Source organism: Solibacillus sp. FSL W7-1436 (assembly GCF_038007305.1).
In the GTDB taxonomy this organism is placed as follows: Bacteria; Bacillota; Bacilli; order Bacillales_A; family Planococcaceae; genus Solibacillus.
In genome coordinates, this window is sequence record NZ_JBBOWV010000001.1 from 1,220,718 (window position 1) to 1,240,897 (window position 20,180).

At 41.2% G+C, this 20,180-nt stretch carries 27 protein-coding genes; 2 read left to right on the top strand and 25 right to left on the bottom strand.

The genetic code is table 11. The features are described 5' to 3' along the window. Nucleotides 1-10 precede the first annotated feature (10 nt). Entirely contained in the window at nucleotides 11-628 is a 618-nt protein-coding gene (gerD, locus tag MKX73_RS06140; RefSeq protein WP_340716723.1) for a spore germination lipoprotein GerD, read from the top strand. A gap of 42 nt (nucleotides 629-670) precedes the next feature. Here the strand turns inward: gerD and MKX73_RS06145 are convergent, their stop codons facing one another. The 5 genes from MKX73_RS06145 to MKX73_RS06165 form a co-directional block, all read right to left on the bottom strand. Next, entirely contained in the window at nucleotides 671-1,729 is a 1,059-nt protein-coding gene (locus MKX73_RS06145; protein WP_340716724.1) for a P-loop NTPase, read from the bottom strand. A gap of 73 nt (nucleotides 1,730-1,802) precedes the next feature. Next, nucleotides 1,803-2,516, bottom strand: coding sequence for an N-acetylmuramoyl-L-alanine amidase (locus MKX73_RS06150; protein WP_340716725.1), 714 nt, complete (start codon nucleotides 2,514-2,516; stop codon nucleotides 1,803-1,805). 58 nt (nucleotides 2,517-2,574) lie between these two features. Then, complete coding sequence (locus MKX73_RS06155; protein WP_340718858.1) at nucleotides 2,575-4,350, bottom strand: ABC transporter ATP-binding protein; 1,776 nt, start codon at nucleotides 4,348-4,350, stop codon at nucleotides 2,575-2,577. A gap of 25 nt (nucleotides 4,351-4,375) precedes the next feature. Further along, nucleotides 4,376-6,115, bottom strand: coding sequence for an ABC transporter ATP-binding protein (locus MKX73_RS06160; protein ID WP_340716726.1), 1,740 nt, complete (start codon nucleotides 6,113-6,115; stop codon nucleotides 4,376-4,378). A 32-nt stretch (nucleotides 6,116-6,147) separates the two neighbouring features. Next, nucleotides 6,148-6,480, bottom strand: coding sequence for a 2-keto-3-deoxygluconate kinase (locus MKX73_RS06165; protein ID WP_340716727.1), 333 nt, complete (start codon nucleotides 6,478-6,480; stop codon nucleotides 6,148-6,150). A 116-nt stretch (nucleotides 6,481-6,596) separates the two neighbouring features. On the opposite strand from MKX73_RS06165, the gene MKX73_RS06170 reads away from it, so the two are divergent. Continuing rightward, entirely contained in the window at nucleotides 6,597-7,634 is a 1,038-nt protein-coding gene (locus MKX73_RS06170) for a C45 family peptidase (RefSeq protein ID WP_340716729.1), read from the top strand. Between the two features lie 70 nt (nucleotides 7,635-7,704). Here the strand turns inward: MKX73_RS06170 and rpsI are convergent, their stop codons facing one another. The 20 genes from rpsI to rpsH form a co-directional block, all read right to left on the bottom strand. Continuing rightward, nucleotides 7,705-8,097 carry a 30S ribosomal protein S9 gene (gene rpsI, locus MKX73_RS06175; RefSeq protein WP_251690844.1) on the bottom strand — a complete coding sequence of 131 codons (393 nt, stop codon included), beginning with the start codon at nucleotides 8,095-8,097 and terminating at the stop codon, nucleotides 7,705-7,707. A gap of 29 nt (nucleotides 8,098-8,126) precedes the next feature. Then, complete coding sequence (gene rplM / locus MKX73_RS06180; RefSeq protein ID WP_251690846.1) at nucleotides 8,127-8,564, bottom strand: 50S ribosomal protein L13; 438 nt, start codon at nucleotides 8,562-8,564, stop codon at nucleotides 8,127-8,129. 233 nt (nucleotides 8,565-8,797) lie between these two features. Beyond that, nucleotides 8,798-9,544, bottom strand: a complete 747-nt coding sequence (gene truA, locus MKX73_RS06185; protein ID WP_340716730.1) for a tRNA pseudouridine(38-40) synthase TruA — start codon at nucleotides 9,542-9,544, stop codon at nucleotides 8,798-8,800. 12 nt (nucleotides 9,545-9,556) lie between these two features. Next, the gene (locus tag MKX73_RS06190; protein ID WP_340716731.1) at nucleotides 9,557-10,354 is read right to left on the bottom strand and encodes an energy-coupling factor transporter transmembrane component T family protein; all 798 of its coding nucleotides are present in this window, start codon (nucleotides 10,352-10,354) and stop codon (nucleotides 9,557-9,559) included. Then, nucleotides 10,351-11,223 (bottom strand): energy-coupling factor ABC transporter ATP-binding protein, encoded by an 873-nt coding sequence (locus tag MKX73_RS06195; RefSeq protein WP_340716732.1) that lies wholly within the window; start codon nucleotides 11,221-11,223, stop codon nucleotides 10,351-10,353. Before MKX73_RS06195 ends, MKX73_RS06190 begins: the two co-directional genes overlap by 4 nt. Beyond that, a complete protein-coding gene (locus MKX73_RS06200; RefSeq protein ID WP_340716733.1) occupies nucleotides 11,199-12,044 on the bottom strand; it encodes an energy-coupling factor ABC transporter ATP-binding protein in 846 nt (281 codons plus the stop codon). The genes MKX73_RS06195 and MKX73_RS06200 overlap by 25 nt, the downstream gene beginning before the upstream one ends. 444 nt (nucleotides 12,045-12,488) lie before the next feature. Next, nucleotides 12,489-12,866, bottom strand: a complete 378-nt coding sequence (gene rplQ, locus MKX73_RS06205; protein WP_108714263.1) for a 50S ribosomal protein L17 — start codon at nucleotides 12,864-12,866, stop codon at nucleotides 12,489-12,491. Between the two features lie 56 nt (nucleotides 12,867-12,922). Beyond that, complete coding sequence (locus tag MKX73_RS06210) at nucleotides 12,923-13,867, bottom strand: DNA-directed RNA polymerase subunit alpha (protein ID WP_008406717.1); 945 nt, start codon at nucleotides 13,865-13,867, stop codon at nucleotides 12,923-12,925. A 145-nt stretch (nucleotides 13,868-14,012) separates the two neighbouring features. After that, nucleotides 14,013-14,402 carry a 30S ribosomal protein S11 gene (gene rpsK, locus MKX73_RS06215; protein ID WP_008406718.1) on the bottom strand — a complete coding sequence of 130 codons (390 nt, stop codon included), beginning with the start codon at nucleotides 14,400-14,402 and terminating at the stop codon, nucleotides 14,013-14,015. A 26-nt stretch (nucleotides 14,403-14,428) separates the two neighbouring features. Further along, nucleotides 14,429-14,794: a 30S ribosomal protein S13 gene (rpsM, locus tag MKX73_RS06220; protein WP_340716734.1), complete on the bottom strand. Its 366-nt coding sequence runs from the start codon at nucleotides 14,792-14,794 to the stop codon at nucleotides 14,429-14,431. Between the two features lie 24 nt (nucleotides 14,795-14,818). After that, the gene (rpmJ, locus tag MKX73_RS06225; protein ID WP_000868344.1) at nucleotides 14,819-14,932 is read right to left on the bottom strand and encodes a 50S ribosomal protein L36; all 114 of its coding nucleotides are present in this window, start codon (nucleotides 14,930-14,932) and stop codon (nucleotides 14,819-14,821) included. Between the two features lie 37 nt (nucleotides 14,933-14,969). Beyond that, nucleotides 14,970-15,188, bottom strand: a complete 219-nt coding sequence (gene infA / locus MKX73_RS06230) for a translation initiation factor IF-1 (RefSeq protein WP_008406932.1) — start codon at nucleotides 15,186-15,188, stop codon at nucleotides 14,970-14,972. 412 nt (nucleotides 15,189-15,600) lie between these two features. Beyond that, nucleotides 15,601-16,254: an adenylate kinase gene (locus tag MKX73_RS06235; RefSeq protein ID WP_079523477.1), complete on the bottom strand. Its 654-nt coding sequence runs from the start codon at nucleotides 16,252-16,254 to the stop codon at nucleotides 15,601-15,603. A 62-nt stretch (nucleotides 16,255-16,316) separates the two neighbouring features. Further along, the gene (gene secY, locus MKX73_RS06240; RefSeq protein WP_340716735.1) at nucleotides 16,317-17,612 is read right to left on the bottom strand and encodes a preprotein translocase subunit SecY; all 1,296 of its coding nucleotides are present in this window, start codon (nucleotides 17,610-17,612) and stop codon (nucleotides 16,317-16,319) included. Beyond that, nucleotides 17,612-18,052 (bottom strand): 50S ribosomal protein L15, encoded by a 441-nt coding sequence (gene rplO / locus MKX73_RS06245; protein WP_008406935.1) that lies wholly within the window; start codon nucleotides 18,050-18,052, stop codon nucleotides 17,612-17,614. The genes secY and rplO overlap by 1 nt, the downstream gene beginning before the upstream one ends. A 33-nt stretch (nucleotides 18,053-18,085) precedes the next feature. Beyond that, complete coding sequence (gene rpmD / locus MKX73_RS06250) at nucleotides 18,086-18,265, bottom strand: 50S ribosomal protein L30 (RefSeq protein WP_445265728.1); 180 nt, start codon at nucleotides 18,263-18,265, stop codon at nucleotides 18,086-18,088. Between the two features lie 14 nt (nucleotides 18,266-18,279). Next, a complete protein-coding gene (rpsE, locus tag MKX73_RS06255) occupies nucleotides 18,280-18,780 on the bottom strand; it encodes a 30S ribosomal protein S5 (protein ID WP_008406937.1) in 501 nt (166 codons plus the stop codon). 21 nt (nucleotides 18,781-18,801) lie between these two features. After that, on the bottom strand, nucleotides 18,802-19,161 hold the full coding sequence (gene rplR, locus MKX73_RS06260; protein WP_008406944.1) for a 50S ribosomal protein L18: 360 nt from the start codon (nucleotides 19,159-19,161) through the stop codon (nucleotides 18,802-18,804). Nucleotides 19,162-19,203: 42 nt separating this feature from the next. Continuing rightward, nucleotides 19,204-19,743 (bottom strand): 50S ribosomal protein L6, encoded by a 540-nt coding sequence (gene rplF / locus MKX73_RS06265; RefSeq protein ID WP_251690862.1) that lies wholly within the window; start codon nucleotides 19,741-19,743, stop codon nucleotides 19,204-19,206. 31 nt (nucleotides 19,744-19,774) lie between these two features. After that, a complete protein-coding gene (gene rpsH, locus MKX73_RS06270; RefSeq protein ID WP_008406947.1) occupies nucleotides 19,775-20,173 on the bottom strand; it encodes a 30S ribosomal protein S8 in 399 nt (132 codons plus the stop codon). Nucleotides 20,174-20,180 lie beyond the last annotated feature (7 nt).

A 20,180-nucleotide genomic window follows, 5' to 3' on the forward strand; every position in this document is an offset into this window, starting at 1 on the left:
CGTGAGAAAAGTGAAACGATTAATCATACTAGCCTTTTCCCTCATTCTCCTTGCCGGTTGTAGTGATGCCAAATCGACGACAATGTCTTATGATGAAGTGAAGAAAATTATGGTCGATGCCATTCAAACAGAGGACGGGAAAAAAGCAATTCGCCAAATGTTTGAAGACAAGAATTTCCGGGAGTTGCTTATTTTAAATACAGAAGAAGTAAAAAAAGCGACCGAGGAGACAATGTTATCAAAAGAGGCAATGGATTTTTGGATTAAAACATTCGAAGACCCGAAATTCAAAGAAACATTCGCCAAAAGTATGCAGGATCAACAGGAAGATTTAATGAAAAACTTACTGAATGACGCCAGCTATCAAGAAGCTTTGACGTCTTTTTTCGGCCAGCCGGATATGCAAAAACAGCTTGAAAGCATAATGAAAGGTGCCGTCATGCGAAAAGAGCTGGAGAAAATCGTAATGGAAACAATCGAAAATCCGCTTATGCAGACAAAATGGCAGGAGCTCATTAAGAAAAGCGGTGAAGCTTCATCCGAAAAGGAATCGGAATCAGGTTCTGAATCCGGATCCGGTTCGGAGAAGGAAAGCGGCGGCGGTAAGGAAAGTGGTGGAGGGTCATAAAAAAACAACCAGTCGTCTCATTCGGGACAACTGGTTGTTTTTTTATTTTTTAATTAACTCTGAAATAATTTCTTCAGCGATTTGTAAATAGATCTTACCTGTTGGATGACTTTCTGCATAAACAGATGGAGCAAAGTCTTCCTCTGTCCAATCTGGTTGTCCTAACGGAATTTGACCAAGTAACTTTGTGCGCAGTTCATCAGCCAGCTTAGGACCGCCACCTTGTCCAAATACAAATTCTCTTTCCCCTGTTTTGCTTTCATACCAAGCCATATTTTCAATAACACCAAGGATTTCATGATTTGTTTGTAATGCCATTGCACCTGCACGGGCTGCTACGAAAGCAGCTGTCGGGTGAGGTGTTGTTACAACAATCTCTTTAGAAGACGGCAGCATTTGGTGAATGTCCAGAGCCACGTCTCCTGTTCCTGGTGGTAAATCCAATAGTAAGTAGTCTAAATCGCCCCACTCTACATCACGGAAGAACTGGTCCAATACTTTCCCAAGCATCGGTCCGCGCCAAACGATTGGTGCGTTGTTTTCAACAAAGAATCCCATAGAAATAACTTTTACACCAAGACGTTCCACCGGGTAAATACGGTCATCTTTTACGACCGGCATTTCTGTAACACCCATCATGTCCGGTACAGAGAAACCATAAATATCAGCATCGATTAATCCGACTTTTTTACCTAGGCGTGCTAATGCTACCGCCATATTTACAGATACCGTAGATTTCCCAACTCCGCCTTTACCTGATGCAATCGAAATAAATTGTACGCTTGATAAAGGTGATAAAATATCTTGTGCTTCTGATTCCGTCGCTTGTCCACGGAATGATTGCAGTACTTCTGCAGGTAACTCTTCAAAACGAATCCCAACGGAAGCTGCGCCATTTTCTTTTAACACTTCAACAACTTTCATTTGCAGTGTCATTTGTTCAGGCGTATTAGTTTTTGCGATTGCAATACGAACACTAACATGCGCTTTTTCTGCTTTAATCGAAACGTTTGTTACACCTTTTGTTTCTGCTAGTGATTTATGTAAAAACGGATCTTGTAGTGCTCCTAATAGTTCTCGGACTTGTTCCTCATTTAACATATCAAACACTCCCCTGAATGAAATTACAATTGTTAGTATATCATAATCGATTCGTATTGTTATTACATGTTGCCTACTCGTATTTTACGTGAATATAATTTTCAATGCCCCGCGCAATCGCAAATGCCATTTTTTCCTGATAGCTGTCATTTGCCAGTAAATCACGCTCTTCCTCATTGCTTAAAAAGCCTGTTTCTACTAATACAGCCGGCTTTTCAATTTTCTTTAATAAATAAACATTTTTAATCGCCAATGCTTCGCGTTCCGTATTTTCCATCGTCTCTCGAATTGACTGCTGAATTGCCTGTGCGAGTGCCGCACTTTTCTCATGTCCAGTCTGATGGTAAAACACTTGCGCACCTCTCCACTTGCTATTTGGGATTGCATTTGCATGAATCGTAATAAATAGATCCGGTTCATGTGATTCTACTAACGTTTCACGTAAAAAAATGTCCTGTTTTTTACGCTCACGAAGTGTCGGAAATGTCTCACTTGGTGCATGTTCACTTAATACATCCCCATCTGTTGAACGCGTTAATACTACTTCTGCTCCTAAACGTGTCAATTGGCGAGATACTTTTTTTGTAATTGCCAGTGTCACATCTTTTTCGATTACCTCTCCATTTGAAGCACCACCATCAACCCCTCCATGACCAGCATCTAATACAATTTTTACCCCACCTAATGGCTCGGGTAAAAAAAATCGCCGGTCGGATGCATTCGTTTCATATACAACGACAAGCATCGAACACAAAATTACGAATATGAGTGCAAGCCAACGTCTCAAAAAAAACACCGTCCTTTTTGCCTACTATACGCAAAAGGACGGTGGAATATTCACCTTATCATTGCGACAAAAGCTGACGCTGTAATGTTGCATAAAAACCTTGTTGATTCATTAAAGAATCATGATTTCCTTGTTCTAAAATCCGGCCATCTTTAATAACAATAATCTGGTCTGCATTTTCAATCGTTTTAAGACGGTGTGCAATGACAAAGCTCGTACGCCCTTCCATCAAATTGTTTAAACCTTTTTGAATATGCACTTCTGTCATCGTATCAACACTTGAAGTTGCTTCATCTAAAATTAAGATGTCGGGATCTTCTAGAATAGCACGGGCAATCGCTATAAGCTGACGCTGCCCCTGACTTAAATTTAAGCCCCCGCTTGTCAGCACAGTTTCGTACTGTTCAGGCAAATACTTTATAAAATTATGTGCATACGCAATTTTTGCCGCTTGTTCAACTTCATCATCCGTTGCATGAAGCTTACCGAACCGAATATTCTCACGTACTGTCCCCGAAAACAAATACGTATCCTGAAGCACGACTCCAACATGATCACGCACATTCGTCATCTTGTAATGTTCAATTGGTTCGCCGTCCAATAAGATCCGGCCACCTGTCGCATCATAAAATCGGGTTAGCAGCTGTATGATTGTTGTCTTCCCTGAACCTGTCGGACCAACGATGGCAATTGTCTCTCCTGCTTTTGCTTCAAAATCAATTCCATGCAGCACGGTTTTGCCCGTTTCATAGGCAAACTGGACATTTTCGAACTGAACATCTCCACTAAACTGTTCTTTCACTTTTGCATTTTCGATATCTGCTACTTCTTTTGCTTCATCCAGCACTTCAAAAACACGTTCGGAACCCGCAATGGCAGATTGGAACGTATTGAGCAAGTTCGAAAGCTGATTGATCGGGCGGAAAAACTGGCGGGTATACGTAACAAATGATGCGATTACACCGATTGTTAGTCCGCTTGTTACAGCCATGATTGCACCGGCACCTATTACAAGACTTAATCCTAGGTTGTTCATAAAGTTATTGATTGGGCCCATGAAGCCGGAAATAATATCGGCACGCATTGCTGACCCGCGCAATCGCTCATTGGCTTCTTTAAACTCCGCAAGCGTTGATTTTTCCTGACCGAAAAGCGTAATAATATCCGAGTTCGAAATGGTTTCTTCAATATAACCATTTAAATTGCCTAAATCCCGTTGACGTGCCTTGTAGTTCACACTGCTTCGTTTAATGATCTGTTTTGTCGCATAAACGATGAGCGGGATAATGATGAGCGTTACTAGCGCTAATCGCCAATCCAAATAGAAGAGGGCAAAGGCCGTTCCGATAATCGTTAAAAAACTCGAAACAATTTGAATGACACTTTGTGACAATGCCGCATTTAAATTTTCAATATCATTTGTCATCCGGCTCATTAAATCGCCCTGCTGTCTTTTATCGTAAAAGGCGAGGGGCAATGACTGGTACTGCTCAAACAGCTGTTGTCGCAACCGGCGAATCGTCTTCTGTGAAACCCGAATCATGACGAATGTTTGAAGCCAAGTAAGTAACGATGAGGCGGTATAGACACCGGCTAAAATAAGGGCCATCCGAATCGCTCCCGGAACATCGAGCTTCACAATATAATCATCGATTGTTTTCCCGATCAGAAATGGGCCGACTAAGCTTAACAAAGTACTGATAATAACGAAAATGACAACACTGATCAGTTCTACCTTCTGTATGCGTAAATAGCTCCAAATACGGAGCAGTGTTTCTTTTTGATTTTTCGGCTTCACAACCGGACCTGTAAAGCGCCCGCCTGGATGCCTCATTGGTACAGGCGGTGCCCCTTGTTGTTTATTCACTTAAGGTCACCCCTTTTTCTGCCTGTGTTTTGGCCATCTCCTGATACAATGGGCTTTCACGCAATAATTGCTCATGTGTCCCCATAGCGGCGATTTTCCCGTCATCCATTACGAGTATCTGGTCGGCATGACGAATGGAAGAGATTTTAGACGAGACAATCACTTTTGTGACTACATTAAACTGCTCCTCAATCGCCCGTTGAATCGTTTTTTCAGAGATACTGTCAACCGCACTCGTCACATCATCCAAAATTAAAATACTCGGTTTCCGGATAAAGGACCTCGCCATTGCCAACCGCTGCTTTTGCCCACCTGACAAGTTTGTCGCCCCTTGTGTGAGCAAATGTTCTGCCCCTGCATCCAGCTTATCGACAAACTCCTTCGCGTTTGCTGATTGCAATGCCTGCAAAATTTCCTCTGCTGTTGCATCGGATTTGCCGTAGCGTAAGTTGTCGGCAATCGTTTTTGAAAACAATGTCGCTTTTTGCGGCGCAAAACCGATCGACTGGCGTAAATGTTCCAATGAATAGTTCCCGATCGGTAACCCGTCAATTTTTACGACACCACTGTCAGGGTCAAACAGGCGCGGAATCATTTTAACTAATGTCGACTTCCCGCTACCTGTCATACCGATAATGCCGACCGTTTCTCCTGCATTCACGTGGAAGCTAATATTTTTCAATACCGGTTCTGTTTCTTTTAAATAAGAAAAGCTTACATTTTCAAAACTCATATTTCCTTGAATTACTTTCGCCTCTGGTTTCGAAGGGTTCGTTAAGTCTGTTTTCTCCTCCAGCACTTCTACAATTCGCCCCGCGCTTGGTATCGCACGTGCCAGCTGTACAAGTACCATTGAAGAACTCATCAGCCCTTGCATGACCATCATTAAATAATTGATAAAGGCAAGAATAACCCCCACTTGCAACGTATTGTTATCTACTTTGATCGCACCCATCCAAAGTGCTGCTACAATTCCTAAGTTCACGACAAACATCGTAAATGGTGCAAGTACACCTATAATTTGATCGGCTTCCATACTGCGCTTCATCAGCTGTGTGTTCACACCGGTAAACTGCTCAATTTGATGATTTTTCCGGTTGTATGCCTTGATGACCCGAATACCTGCCAAGTTTTCCTGGACTTTCGTATTGACAACATCGACAACCTTTTGCACCTTATGAAAAAGCTTTCCTGACAGTGCCGTAAAATAGTACATGCAAAATGCCAATATCGGCACAACAATTAACAAAATCGGAAATAACTCGCGTGCTGTAATAAAGACAATGACAATGGCCCCGACAAACATCATCGGCCCGCGGACAAATATTTTTAATAGCATCGTCAGTGCACGCTGAAGCATTTCCATATCACTTGTTAAATTCGTAACAAGCTTTCCGAGCGTAAATTTATCTTTACTGCTGTTTGAAAAATACGTAATCGTTTCATATAAATCATGACGTAGATCGGTTGAAAAGTTAACGGCCGTCCGCGATGCGTAAATCGAACACCCTACCCCGCCGATTAAGCCGATCAAGGATGTCGCTATCATTAAGCCAAACATTTTCACGATATATGACGTATCATTTTGAGCAATCCCATCATCGATAATATGCTGTAATATTGTAGGCTGCAGTAAATCCATGCTTACCTCAATAACCATCATTACGGGTGCGATGATTGCAAATAATATGTACGGCTTAATGTATTTTGAGAGTTTCCATACTGCCTGCATTAAAAAAGTTCACTTCCTTATGTTGTGAAAAATTATTCCTCTTCTGTTGCCTGTGTTTCTTCCAACAATTCATTCAACTGAAACAAGCCTACAAAATCATTTATAATCGCTTCGGTTGCTTTCAGTTCTCCGGCAATGACAGGGTGAATCGATTGCAACTCCGCAGACTCCAGCTGTTGTTTCAATGTTGACCGTTTCATTTCGAGTTGGCGGTAAAACTCCAGTGCACGCCCGCGACGGAATGTTTGGGCACCCTTTGAACGGCGATTACTATGTTCTCCTTCTCCTCGATGTCTCGCTCTACCTTCTGATTTCAAATTTTTCACCCACTCTTTTTGAATACTATTGTATACTAATGTATACAAAAATACTACTCTGAACAAAGTATATAAGAGAAGTACTTTATCAAACCCTTTTATTTTGATTGTCCATTAAATATCGTTACTATAAGAAAAACAGTTTCATTAAAGGGGTACATAAAATGAAAAACGTGATGAGCGATATTATACAATTTAGAGGATCCCATTATGAGTTTGGTATATATCAGGGAGAGCTTTTAAAAAATTCTCCGCTTCTTTCCAATAGAGAAGAACTATATAAACAATTGGATCATAGATTTTCTATAGATAAAACATATGTTAAACAACTTTTAGCCCGTTTCGGCCCGGGGATTGAAGAGGAAATCGAAGGTCTCGCCTATACACTTGGTTATAAGGAAGAACAGGCTTTACTTCATTATGGCGGATACTATGCCGCACACAAAAAAAGCGGCTGCTCTATTACGACAAGCCCTTCTTATATGATCCGTAACTATGACAATGACCCTAAAAGCTATGATGGGCGTTTTGTGTTATATGATCCAACAGACGGTGGCTACGCAACACTGGGGCCCTCCATGCAAATTACAGGGCGGATGGATGGAATGAATGAAAAAGGACTTGTCGTCGGTTATAACTTTGTCAATACGAAAAACAGGGCGGATGGTTTTGTATGCAGTATGATTGGGCGTCTGTTACTGGAGCGTTGTGCAACTGTTGAAGAGGGGATTTTATTGTTAAAAGATATTCCCCATAAGCATTCATTTAATTATGTATTACTGGATGCCAAGCAAACAATGGTGGCAGTAGAAGCATCTCCGCGCAATGTAGCTGTACGGGACGCAATAGCCTGCACGAATCACTTTAAAGTCCTGACAGAAGAAAACCGTTATCGAACGGAAGATTCCTTGGCGCGGGAACATATTATTTCAAATGCCCAGGCAAATCCACTTAGTTTTGAAAAAGCATTTACATTATTGAATGGTATCGAAAATGGAGTCTTTGCGACAAAATACGGGGCATGGGATGGTACACTCCATACCGTCGGCTATTTACCGGCAGAAGGGAAATGCATTTTTGCTTTAGGCGGGGATGCGTTACCTGTTGTGATTGATTTTAAATCTTGGCTAAACGGTACTCATCTGCCTCTCTCAAAAATCAAAGGAAAACTTCATGCGACGAACGGCTTTGCAAATGAATAAAGAAAAAACCCTTTCTCGGAAAGATTCCAAGAAAGGGTTTTGTAATTTCGCAAAATAGTAATCGTATAGATTAACGTTTTGAGAACTGAGGTGCACGACGAGCGCCGCGTAGACCTGGTTTTTTACGTTCTTTCATACGTGAATCACGAGTTAATAGACCCGCTGATTTTAAAGCTGGGCGGAAGTCTGGATCAACTTGTAATAATGCACGTGCGATACCGTGACGGATTGCCCCAGCTTGACCTGTGAATCCACCACCGTTTACGTTAACGTGAACGTCATATGAACCTTTAGTTTCTGTAGCTACTAATGGTTGGTTGATAATTAAGTGTAAAGTTTCGTATGGTAGGTAATCTGAAACATCACGGTTGTTGATTACTACTTTACCTTCGCCTGGTACTAAACGTACGCGAGCAGTTGAGCTTTTACGGCGACCTGTGCCGATGTATTGTACTTGTGCCAAAGTTATTTCCTCCTATTATAGTTTATTGATTAACCACGTAACTCGTAAGCTTCTGGTTTTTGTGCAGCATGTGGATGCTCAGAACCAGTGTAAACGTTCAATTTAGAGAACATTTGACGACCTAAAGAGTTCTTTGGAAGCATACCTTTAATTGCTAACTCAAGCATTTGAGTTGGGTATTTTTCTTTCATTTCTCCAGCTGTACGTTGTTTTAAACCACCAGAGAATTGAGTGTGACGGTAGTAAATTTTCTTTTGTAATTTGTTACCTGTTAACTCAATTTTATCAGCGTTGATGATGATCACATGATCTCCTGTATCAACGTTTGGTGTGAAAGTTGGTTTATGTTTACCACGTAAGATAGAAGCTACTTCAGAAGCTAAACGACCTAATGTTTGGCCTTCTGCGTCAACTACTAACCATTTACGTTCTACTTCTTGACCTTTAGCCATGAAAGTTGTGCGCATGTTTGTATCCTCCTAATCGATATGAATTACCGTTATTTTTCATTATATACACTTTATAAGTTTCGGGGCTTATTATTGTGGTGGTAATGAAAATACCATACATCATCATATACTGGATCGCGTTTAAAGTCAAGATATTTAATTGAACACCTGGAGAGGTTGTTAACCCTTTTCACAAGCGGATTTCTCTCGGATTTCAAAGAAAAAAGAGAAACTTTTTCAAAAAAAAATTATCAATCTTGATAAAAAACTTGTTCCAAATATAGACCATGTGCCGGTGCTGTTTTACCTGCTTGTGCACGGTCCATCGAAGCAATCGTCTTTTCCAGTGACGTTGCTTCTCTTCGACCGATGCCAACTTCCCACAATGTCCCTGCAATGATCCGCACCATATTATATAAAAATCCATTGCCGCTGATTGTCATATGCAGCTCATCCCCATGCCAGACAAGCTCCAGCGCATCCACCGTACGCACTTTATCGACAACACTCGTATTTGCCGCACAGAAACAGCTGAAATCATGTGTTCCGACAATTGCTTGTGCTGCTTCACGCATTGCCTCTACATTCGGCTTCACTCCGCCTGTCTCGACTGTATAATGCCTTCTAAACGGGCTTTGAACAGCACCGCAGTCCCAAATATACCGGTAACGCTTACCCGATACATCATAGCGTGCATGAAAGTCTTCCCTTACTTGCTCCATATGAAGTACACGAATATCACGCGGCAATTGGACATTTAATGCTTTTTGAAATTTTTCAGGCGGAATCGCAAGAGCGGTATCAAAATGTATAACCTGGCCTGTTGCATGGACACGTGCATCTGTACGGCCGCTTGCTGTAATTTTTACCTGTGACCCTTTTTGCATTACTGTTAATACTTTTTCGATTTCAAGCTGAACTGTACGCTCACCAGGCTGCACCTGATAGCCTGCAAAACCGGTACCGTCATAGCTAATAGTCGCTTTTAATCTCACCATCTCTATACACCTCTAACTGCGCAGCATCCATAACAGGACGCCCAATAATACAAGTACAACTAAAATAGCTGTATCTCTTCCCATCCAATTTAACTGACGGTATTTCGTACGCCCTTCTCCCCCGCGGTAGCCTCGCACTTCCATCGCAGTCGCTAAATCTTCTGCACGTTTAAATGCACTGACAAAGAGCGGTACTAACAACGGCACAACTGCCTTAAGACGATCTTTAATCGGTCCTGCGCTTAAATCCGAACCACGGGCCATCTGCGCTTTCATAATTTTATCCGTCTCATCCATTAATGTTGGAATGAAACGTAAAGAAATCGACATCATTAAGGCAAGCTCATGAACAGGCAGCTTTACCTTTTTAAATGGATTGAGCAGTACTTCCAGACCGTCCGTAATTGAAATAGGAGAAGTAGTCAACGTTAAAATTGATGTCATAAATACAAGCATTAAAAAGCGCATGGATATGAACATCCCTTGTCGTAAACCTTCTTCGTATATTTTCATAAAGCCGAGATCAACTAGTACAGGTCCTTCCCTCGTCATAAACAAATGCAAAAGCAAAGTAAAGAGCATTAAAAATATGACGGGTTTCAAGCCGTTGATTAAAAAATAAAGGCGGATTCTAGATAGTAGAATAACGAGCAATGTAAACGCCAAAAGCAGCGCATAGGTCACAACATTGTTGGCAAAAAAGACTACGATAATAAATGCAAAAACAAAGAGCAGCTTAGAACGCGGATCAAGCCTATGCACAAATGAATTGCCTGGTATATAGCGCCCAAAAATCATTTTTTCCATCATTGCTGTTCACGCCCCTTTGGAATTGCCTGTCCAATTTCTTGGGCAAGCTCTTCTTCAGTTAAGCATACTTTCGCCAATGGTTTCCCAATCATCTTCTCAACCTGATGCTGAAAGCGGACAATGCGTGGCGGTTCCAGACGGAATTGGGCAAGTGTTTGGCGATCGCTGAAAATTGTACGCGGATCTCCAGTTAACACACAGCGCCCATCATGCATGATGGCAACCGCATCCGCATAGCGTGCCGCATCTTCCATACTATGTGTAACAAGGATTGTTGTTAAACCGCGCTCTTTATGTAGCTTATAAAATAAGTCCATAATTTCCTTTTGGCCACGCGGATCAAGGCCCGCTGTTGGTTCATCCAGAACGATTACTTCAGGATCCATTGCCAATACCCCCGCAATGGCAACACGGCGCATTTGACCACCAGATAGGTCAAACGGGGACTTGTCCAATATATCTTCCGGCAACCCTACTAATGAGATCAGCTCACGCGCCCGTTTTTCCGCTTCTTGTTCAGACACCCCGAAATTCATCGGACCGAACATAATATCCTTTAATACGGTCTCCTCGAACAGCTGGTGCTCAGGAAACTGAAACACAATGCCTACCTTTTGGCGTACTGCTTTTAAGTCTTTTGCCTTTTTTCCTGCTTCAATCAGTCGGTCCCCGATTTTTACGGAACCGCTCGATGGCTTTAATAATCCGTTAAAATGAAGGAGGATTGTTGATTTTCCTGAACCTGTATGTCCGATAATCGCCTGAAATGTTCCACTTTTAATTGTTAAGTCAACCTCATGTAAAGCTTGTTTTTCAAATGGAGTGCCTTTTGCATAGGCATAGCTTACTTGTTGAAGTTGGATGTCCATAAGTCATTCACCAGCTCTTCTTCTGTCATATGTTGTCCTACAAGATGTACACCTTGAGCTTGCAGCAGCTTCGTCATTTTCATCGCAAACGGCATATCCAAACCAAACTGTACGAGATCATCACCTAATGCAAATATTTCTTCAGGCGTTCCTTCTGCGTATTTTTTACCGGCATTCATAAAAATAATACGGTCTGCCAGTAAAGCTTCTTCAAGATCATGTGTTATTGCCAGTACCGTAAGACCAATTTCTTTACGCAGTGCCTCCACGATTGTTAACACTTCTTCACGGCCTTGAGGATCCAGCATAGATGTTGCTTCATCCAATATTAATATTTGAGGATGCATTGCCAATGCACCTGCAATAGCGACACGCTGCTTCTGTCCGCCTGATAAATGATGTGGCTCGTGGTTGATAAAGCCTTCCATCTTTACTTGTCTCAGTGCATTGTGGACGCGTTTAACCATCTCTTCATGCGGTACACCATTATTTTCAAGCGAGAAAGCAACATCATCCTGCACAGTAGCCCCTACAAACTGATTGTCCGGATTTTGAAAGACGATACCAATCTGCGAACGAATATCCCATATATTCTCTTCTGTGAGGACTTCACGTTTTATACGGACTTCCCCTTGCTGTGGCATTAGTAAGCCGCTCATTAATTTAGCCATTGTCGACTTTCCGGAGCCATTATGACCGACAATCGTAATCCATTCCCCTTTATTAATGACAAAGGAAACACCTTCCACCGCATTTCGTGTCTGAGGTTCATCGGGTGTATAGGAGTAGGTTACTTGATTAAATGATAAAATTTCACTCATACGCAGCTAATCTCCCCTCTGCTTCGCTATAGTATGACATATGATTAGTTAACTTAAATTTCCCAGGAAATGATACCTATATAAAAATAAAGCACGTTTTCAAACAAGTTTTGCGCGAATGGCCACCTATTTAAACGTACTTTATGTTTGCATATGTATAGGGAATTTAGGGGCTCAACCCTTCATTCCATAAATAAAAAAGCGCGCACCTCATTCAGAGAAATGCGCTTGTCGTTACATTTACAAAATTTACGGGTGCTCAAGCCCGGAAATTCGTTGAATGAGGTGCGGAGAGCTAAACGAGACGCCAGTAGTAATACTACTCCGCTCATCATAACGCTCAGCTTAATTATGTCGTATAAATCAATTATGTTTATATAAAAAAGGGGTGCGGGTTCAACCGGTGAACCGGACACCCCTTTTCCACCTGTATGTTATTAAGAATTAAACTAATTCAATAATTACTACTGGTGCGCCGTCTCCACGACGAGGACCTACTTTAAGAATACGAGTGTAACCACCTTGACGCTCCGCATAACGAGGTGCGATATCGTCAAATAATTTTTGAAGTGCGAAAACAGTTTTTTCTTCTTCGCCTTCTCCAACTGTTACTAGCTCACGACGGATGAATGCAGCTGCCTGACGACGAGCGTGTAAATCTCCGCGTTTACCTAAAGTAATCATTTTCTCAACTGCTTTACGAGTTTCTTTAGCGCGCGCTTCAGTAGTTTCGATGCGCTCGTTGATGATTAAATCAGTAGCTAAGTCGCGTAATAATGCTTTACGTTGAGAACTTGTACGACCAAGTTTTCTGTAACCCATGGACGTTTCCCTCCTTTTAAATATATCTGATCTAGCTAAATTTTATAATTTTTCGCTTAGTCTTCTTTACGCAATCCTAAACCAAGCTCTTCTAACTTATGCTTAACTTCTTCAAGAGACTTACGACCAAGATTACGTACTTTCATCATATCATCTTCTGACTTGTTAGCTAATTCCAGTACCGTATTGATACCAGCGCGCTTCAAGCAGTTGTAAGAACGAACAGAAAGATCAAGTTCTTCGATAGTCATCTCTAATACTTTTTCTTTTTGGTCTTCTTCTTTTTCGACCATGATTTCAGCAGTTTGTGCCTCGTTCGTCATGCCAACGAAGATATTTAAGTGTTCAGTTAAAATTTTCGCTCCAAGTGAAATCGCCTCTTTAGGACCGATGCTTCCATCTGTCCATACATCAAGTGATAACTTGTCGTAGTCAGAATTTTGTCCAACACGAGTGTTCTCTACTTGGAAGTTGACGCGTGAAACTGGAGTGTAAATAGAGTCGATCGGGATCACGCCGATAGGAAGATCCTCACGTTTGTTTTGATCAGCAGGAGTATAACCACGGCCACGTTGTGCGTACATACGCATACGTAAATGACCGTTCTTAGCGATTGTTGCGATATATAGATCTGGGTTTAAAATTTCTACATCACTGTCATGTGTAATGTCAGCTGCAGTAACCGTTCCGTCACCTTTTACATCAATCTCAATAACTTTTTCTTCGTCAGAGTAGATTTTTAAAGCTAGCTTTTTCACGTTTAAGATAATCGAAGCGACATCTTCTACAACGCCTTCTACAGTTGAGAATTCGTGTAATACGCCGTCAATTTGAATTGACGTAACAGCAGCTCCAGGTAATGAAGACAGAAGGATACGACGTAGAGAATTCCCCAAAGTATTACCATAACCGCGTTCAAGCGGTTCTACAACAAACTTGCCGTATTTGGCATCTTCGCTAATCTCCACTGTTTCAATCTTTGGTTTTTCAATTTCGATCATTCCAATTTACCCTCCTTCAAAACATCTAATGTATAGGTTCTTATCATCATAGTTGTTAATCTGAGTTAGACTATAAAATGCACAAGACTTTTGTACAAAGTAACATGATGTACGTAGAAGTAATTATACTTCTAAGCTGCACCCATTACACACGACGACGTTTTGGCGGACGGCAACCGTTATGAGGAACTGGAGTAACGTCTTTAATAGCAGTTACTTCTAATCCAGCAGCTTGAAGTGCACGTACTGCAGCTTCACGACCTGAACCAGGACCTTTAACTGTTACTTCAATGTTTTTTAAACCATGTTCCATTGAAGTTTTTGCAGCTGTTTCAGCAGCCATTTGAGCTGCGAATGGAGTTGATTTACGTGAACCACGGAAACCTAAAGCACCAGCTGAAGACCAAGATAATGCGTTACCTTGCATATCAGTGATCGTTACGATTGTATTGTTGAATGTAGAACGGATGTGAGCAACACCAGATTCGATGTTCTTTTTCACACGACGTTTACGAGTTTGTTGTTTACGAGCCATGTTAAGAAGGAACCTCCTTTACTTAATTATTTTTTCTTGTTCGCTACAGTCTTACGTGGACCTTTACGCGTACGCGCATTGTTTTTCGTATTTTGACCACGAACAGGTAAACCACGACGGTGACGGATACCACGGTTAGAAGCAATCTCCATTAAACGTTTGATGTTTAAAGAAACTTCACGACGTAAGTCACCTTCAGTTTTGTATGAATCTAATTGTTCACGGATTTGGTTTAATTGATCTTCTGTTAAGTCTTTAACGCGAGTACTTTCGTCAATACCTGCACCTGCTAAGACTTTTTGAGAAGTAGTTTTACCAATACCGTAAATGTATGTTAATGAAATTACAACGCGTTTGTCGCGAGGAATATCAACACCAGCAATACGTGCCATTCGTTAGTGCACCTCCTTGATTAATTATCCTTGTTTTTGTTTGTGTTTAGGATTTTCACAGATTACCATTACTTTACCGCGTCGGCGAATTACTTTACATTTTTCGCAGATCGGTTTCACAGATGGTCTCACTTTCATCTAACCTAACCTCCTTAATAGTCCGGAGTGCAAAAGATTATTTAAAACGGTATGTGATACGACCGCGAGTTAAATCATAAGGAGATAACTCAATAGTAACCTTATCTCCAGGTAGGATACGGATAAAGTGCATACGGATCTTTCCAGATACGTGTGCAAGCACAGTGTGCCCATTTTCTAATTCTACCTTAAACATCGCGTTTGGCAAAGTCTCAAGAACTGTCCCTTCGACTTCAATTACATCGTCTTTCGCCATCTTCTCGACTCCCTTCTATATGCTTATATCAAAAAACTCATGCGAGCTCTTGCAACTGTTTCTCCTAATTAAGAAGCAACTCGTTTCAACATATGTTTGGATTGCATGAGAGATGTAGAATAAGACGCTCGTCTGGTTTCGCTTCACACAATCCATGGAAACAGTATCCTATAAGGAACCGCATCCTTATGTTAACACGATAGCCGGAATGTCTTGATGAGAGATTCATACCCGTTACACAGATGCTTCCACGAAACCCATTATACGTTACAAAGATGTCATCACACTAATTAAGTGCTCAACCTTTATAGTATATACCGGGCACAATATGCTTTTGCAACTCTCAAAAAATTATGTTTCGTTGTTGCCTCCGCATGACTACCGCGGAAGCTGTCTAGCGCCCGGACGGATATCAGCTGCGGCTGCCCTGCAATAGAGCATCAAGATCAGCAAATACTTTTGAAATTTCTTGCTGTCCATTAATATTTGTAAGTACTCCCTTTGCTTCATAGAAATCAAGTAAAGGTTGTGCTTGGTTCATATTTACTTCCAGACGGTTTGTAACAGTTTCAGGATTATCATCTGCACGTGTGTATAACTCGCCGCCATCCTTATCACAAATGCCATCCACTTTTGGCGGATTGAACACTAAATGATATGATGTACCACAAGTCTTACAAATACGACGACCACTTAAACGTGCGATTAATTCTTCTTTTTCAACTTGAACATTAATAGTATGCTCAACAGGGCGCCCTAATTCTTCAAGGATGCTGTCTAAAGCTTCAGCTTGAGGAACTGTACGCGGGAATCCATCTAATAAGAAACCTTTTTCGCAGTCTGGTTGTGAAAGACGTTCACGAACAATACCAATCGTTACTTCATCAGGTACTAATGCACCTTGATCCATAAACGATTTGGCCTGTAAACCTAATTCTGTACCTTCTTTAATAGCGGCACGGAACATATCGCCTGTAGAAATATGAGGGATTGCGTACTTCTCAACAATTTTGTCAGCCTGAGTACCTTTACCAGCACCTGGAAGACCCATTAAAACGATATTCATACGTAATACTCCCCTTTATAGCATAAGCCGGTAAGGAAACGAGAATGTTTCCTAAACCTGCATTATTTCATAAAGCCTTTATAATGACGCTTCACTAACTGAGACTCTAACTGTTTCATCGTTTCAAGTGCAACACCGACTACGATAATCATACTTGTTCCCCCGATTTGGGCCGAAGCCGGCAGGTTCATAAAGTTAATGAATAAAATCGGCATTACTGAAATAACTACTAAGAATAAAGCACCAACTAATGTCAAACGATAAAGAACTTTTGTTAAGTAAGCTTGAGTGTCATTACCTGGGCGGATACCCGGGATATAAGCACCTTGCTTTTTCAAGTTGTCTGCCACATTTTCCGGATTCACCTGAATGAATGCATAGAAGTATGTGAAGGCGATAATTAAAGCAACATAGATTAACATACCAACAGGTTTAGTATAGTCAAACGTGTTCGTAATAAACGCTGTTACATTATTATCTCCAAAGAAAGTTGCTAAAGTTTGAGGTGTAACAATAAACGCAATTGCAAAGATTACCGGAATAACCCCTGCAGCATTTACTTTTAACGGTAAATGCGTTTGCTGTGCACCAACTTTAGGTGAATTTCCAGCAACTCGTTTTGCATATTGGATTGGAATTTTACGCAACGCTTGTTGAATATAAATAACTCCAACGACAACAGCAAGCAGCACGAGAACTAATAGAACTAGAATGGCAATATTGATAAACAATTGATCGCCGGCTCCATCAATTTGTTGTGCATAGATTTGGTTTACTGCGTTAGGAATCGCAGCTACGATACCAGCGAAGATAATAATAGAGATACCATTACCGACACCATATGCAGTAATTTGTTCAGATAACCACAATAGGAATGCTGTACCTGCAGTTAATACGATTGAAATCGTTAAGTATGATTGAATACTAGTATCCGTAATCAATGATCCGCCATAAAATTGGTTAAACCCAAAGCTCATTGCGAAAGATTGAATGAATGCTAATACAATCGTAAAGTAACGAGTGAATTGAGCCAACTTGCGTCGACCTACATCACCTTGTTTCGCCCATTCTGCAAACTTAGGAACAACATCCATTTGAAGCAACTGGACAATAATTGAGGCTGTGATGTACGGCATAATCCCCATCGCAAAGATCGAGAAGTTTGCCAATGCACCACCGCCAAACGTATTAAGGAAACCTACTAAGCTGAACTCATCAGTTGCCTTTAATACATCTGCGTTAACATTCGGTACCGGGATGAATGTCCCGAGACGAAAAATGATTAACATTAAAAGTGTGAAGATGATTTTATTTCGTATATCTCGAACGCGCATAAAGTTAGAGATTGTCTGAAACATTAGATCACCTCAGTTGTTCCGCCAGCGTTCTCAATTGCTTCTTTAGCAGAAGCAGAGAATTTGTGAGCCTTAACATTAAGCTTAACGCTTAACGTTCCATGACCTAGAATTTTGATTCCAGCTTTTTCGTTGCTCACGATACCAGTTTCTAATAATAATGCAGGTGTTACTTCTGCACCATCTTCAAAACGGTTTAACGCGTCAAGGTTAACGATAGCGTATTCTTTACGGTTAATGTTCGTAAAGCCACGTTTAGGTAAACGACGGAAAAGTGGGTTTTGACCCCCCTCAAATCCTGGGCGAACGCCGCCGCCAGAACGAGCGTTTTGACCTTTATGACCTTTACCAGAAGTTTTACCGTTACCAGAACCGATACCACGACCAACGCGGTTACGTACTTTACGTGAACCTTCTGCTGGTTTTAACTCATGAAGTTTCATTTGGGTGGCACCTCCTTGTTCGTATAATTGAAATTAAATTTCTTTAACAGTAACTAAGTGAGCTACTTTTGTAATCATACCGCGGATTGCAGCATTATCAGCTTGTTCCACAGTTTGGTTTACTTTACGTAATCCTAATGCCTCAACAACTTTACGTTGGTTAGGTTTAGTACCAATGACAGATTTATTAAGGGTGATTTGTAATTTAGCCATTATAATTCCCCCCCTTATCCTAATAACTCTTCCACTGATTTACCGCGTAGTTTTGCAACTTCTTCTACACGTTTTAATTCAGTTAAACCTGCTACAGTTGCACGCACCATGTTGATTGGTGTGTTTGAACCAAGAGATTTTGAAAGAATATCAGTAATACCAGCTAGTTCAAGTACAGCACGTACTGGACCACCAGCGATAACTCCTGTACCAGGAGCTGCAGGTTTGATTAAGATTGAACCTGCACCGAAGCGACCTTGCACTAAGTGTGGAGTAGTTCCACCCACGCGTGGTACTTCGATTAAGTTTTTCTTCGCGTCTTCAACAGCCTTACGGATTGCATCTGGAACCTCTTGGGCTTTACCAGTACCAAATCCTACATGACCATTTTTATCTCCTACTACTACTAGAGCAGAGAAGCGGAAGCGACGACCACCTTTAACAACTTTAGCAACACGGTTAATTGTAACTACGCGTTCTTCAAGTTCTAATTTGTTTGCGTCAATGCGACTCATGAAGTATGTCCCTCCTTCTTATTAAAATTCTAAGCCGTTTTCACGTGCAGCTTCTGCTAAAGCTTTTACACGTCCGTGATATAAGTAACCGCTACGGTCAAATACTACTGTAGTAATATTTTTTTCAGCAGCGCGTTTAGCGATTGTTTCACCGATTTTAGCAGCAGCTTCTACGTTTGCGCCCATACCTTCGAAAGCTTTTTCTTGAGTATTAGCAGAAACTAAAGTTACGCCAGCTACGTCATCGATTAGTTGTGCATAGATGTTCTTGTTAGAACGGAATACGTTTAAACGTGGACGTTGTGCAGTACCCGAAATTTTAGAACGAACACGCCCATGACGTTTTTTACGAACTTGATTTTTATCTTGTTTCGTAATCACAGTGGTCACTCCTTTCAAAATTTAATGCGGTTTTACGCCGCATTATTTACCTGTTTTACCTTCTTTACGGCGAACGAATTCACCTTCGTAACGGATCCCTTTACCTTTGTAAGGCTCTGGTGGACGTACGTCACGGATGTTAGATGCTAATGCACCAACACGCTCTTTAGAAATACCTTTAACGATGATCTTCGTGTTCGAAGGAACTTCGACCTCTAATCCTTGCTCAGGTGTGAACTCAACTGGGTGAGAGTAACCAACGTTTAGTACAAGCTTAGTACCTTGTAACTGAGCACGGTAACCTACACCGACAAGTTCTAGAGTACGAGTGAAGCCTTCAGAAACACCTGTTACCATGTTAGCTAGTAACGCACGAGTTGTACCGTGGTTTGTACGGTGTTCTTTAGAATCAGAAGGACGAACAACTGAAAGTGTGTTGCCTTCTTGCTCGATTTTCATATCTTGGTTGAATTGACGAGTTAATTCGCCTTTAGGACCTTTAACAGTAACAACGTTGTCAGCAGCGACTTCGATTGTAACGTTAGCAGGTACCTCGATAACTTTTTTACCTACGCGAGACATTTATATTGCACCTCCGTTCTTTTCTTACTAATTACCAAATGTATGCTAAGATCTCTCCGCCAACTTGTTTAGCGCGAGCTTCTTTGTCAGTTAATAAACCGTTTGAAGTAGATACTAAAGCGATACCAAGACCGTTTAATACTTTAGGTACTTCGTTTGTTTTAGCATATACACGTAAACCTGGTTTAGAAATACGTTTTAGACCAGTGATAACACGCTCGTTCTCTTTACCATATTTTAAGAAAATACGGATGATACCTTGCTTGTTGTCTTCTACATATTCTACATCACGTACGAAACCTTCACGCTTTAAAATTTCAGCGATCTCTTTCTTTACGTTAGAAGCAGGAACTTCTAACTTCTCGTGACGAACCATGTTCGCATTACGAATGCGAGTAAGCATATCTGCAATCGGATCAGTCATTGTCATGAAAATT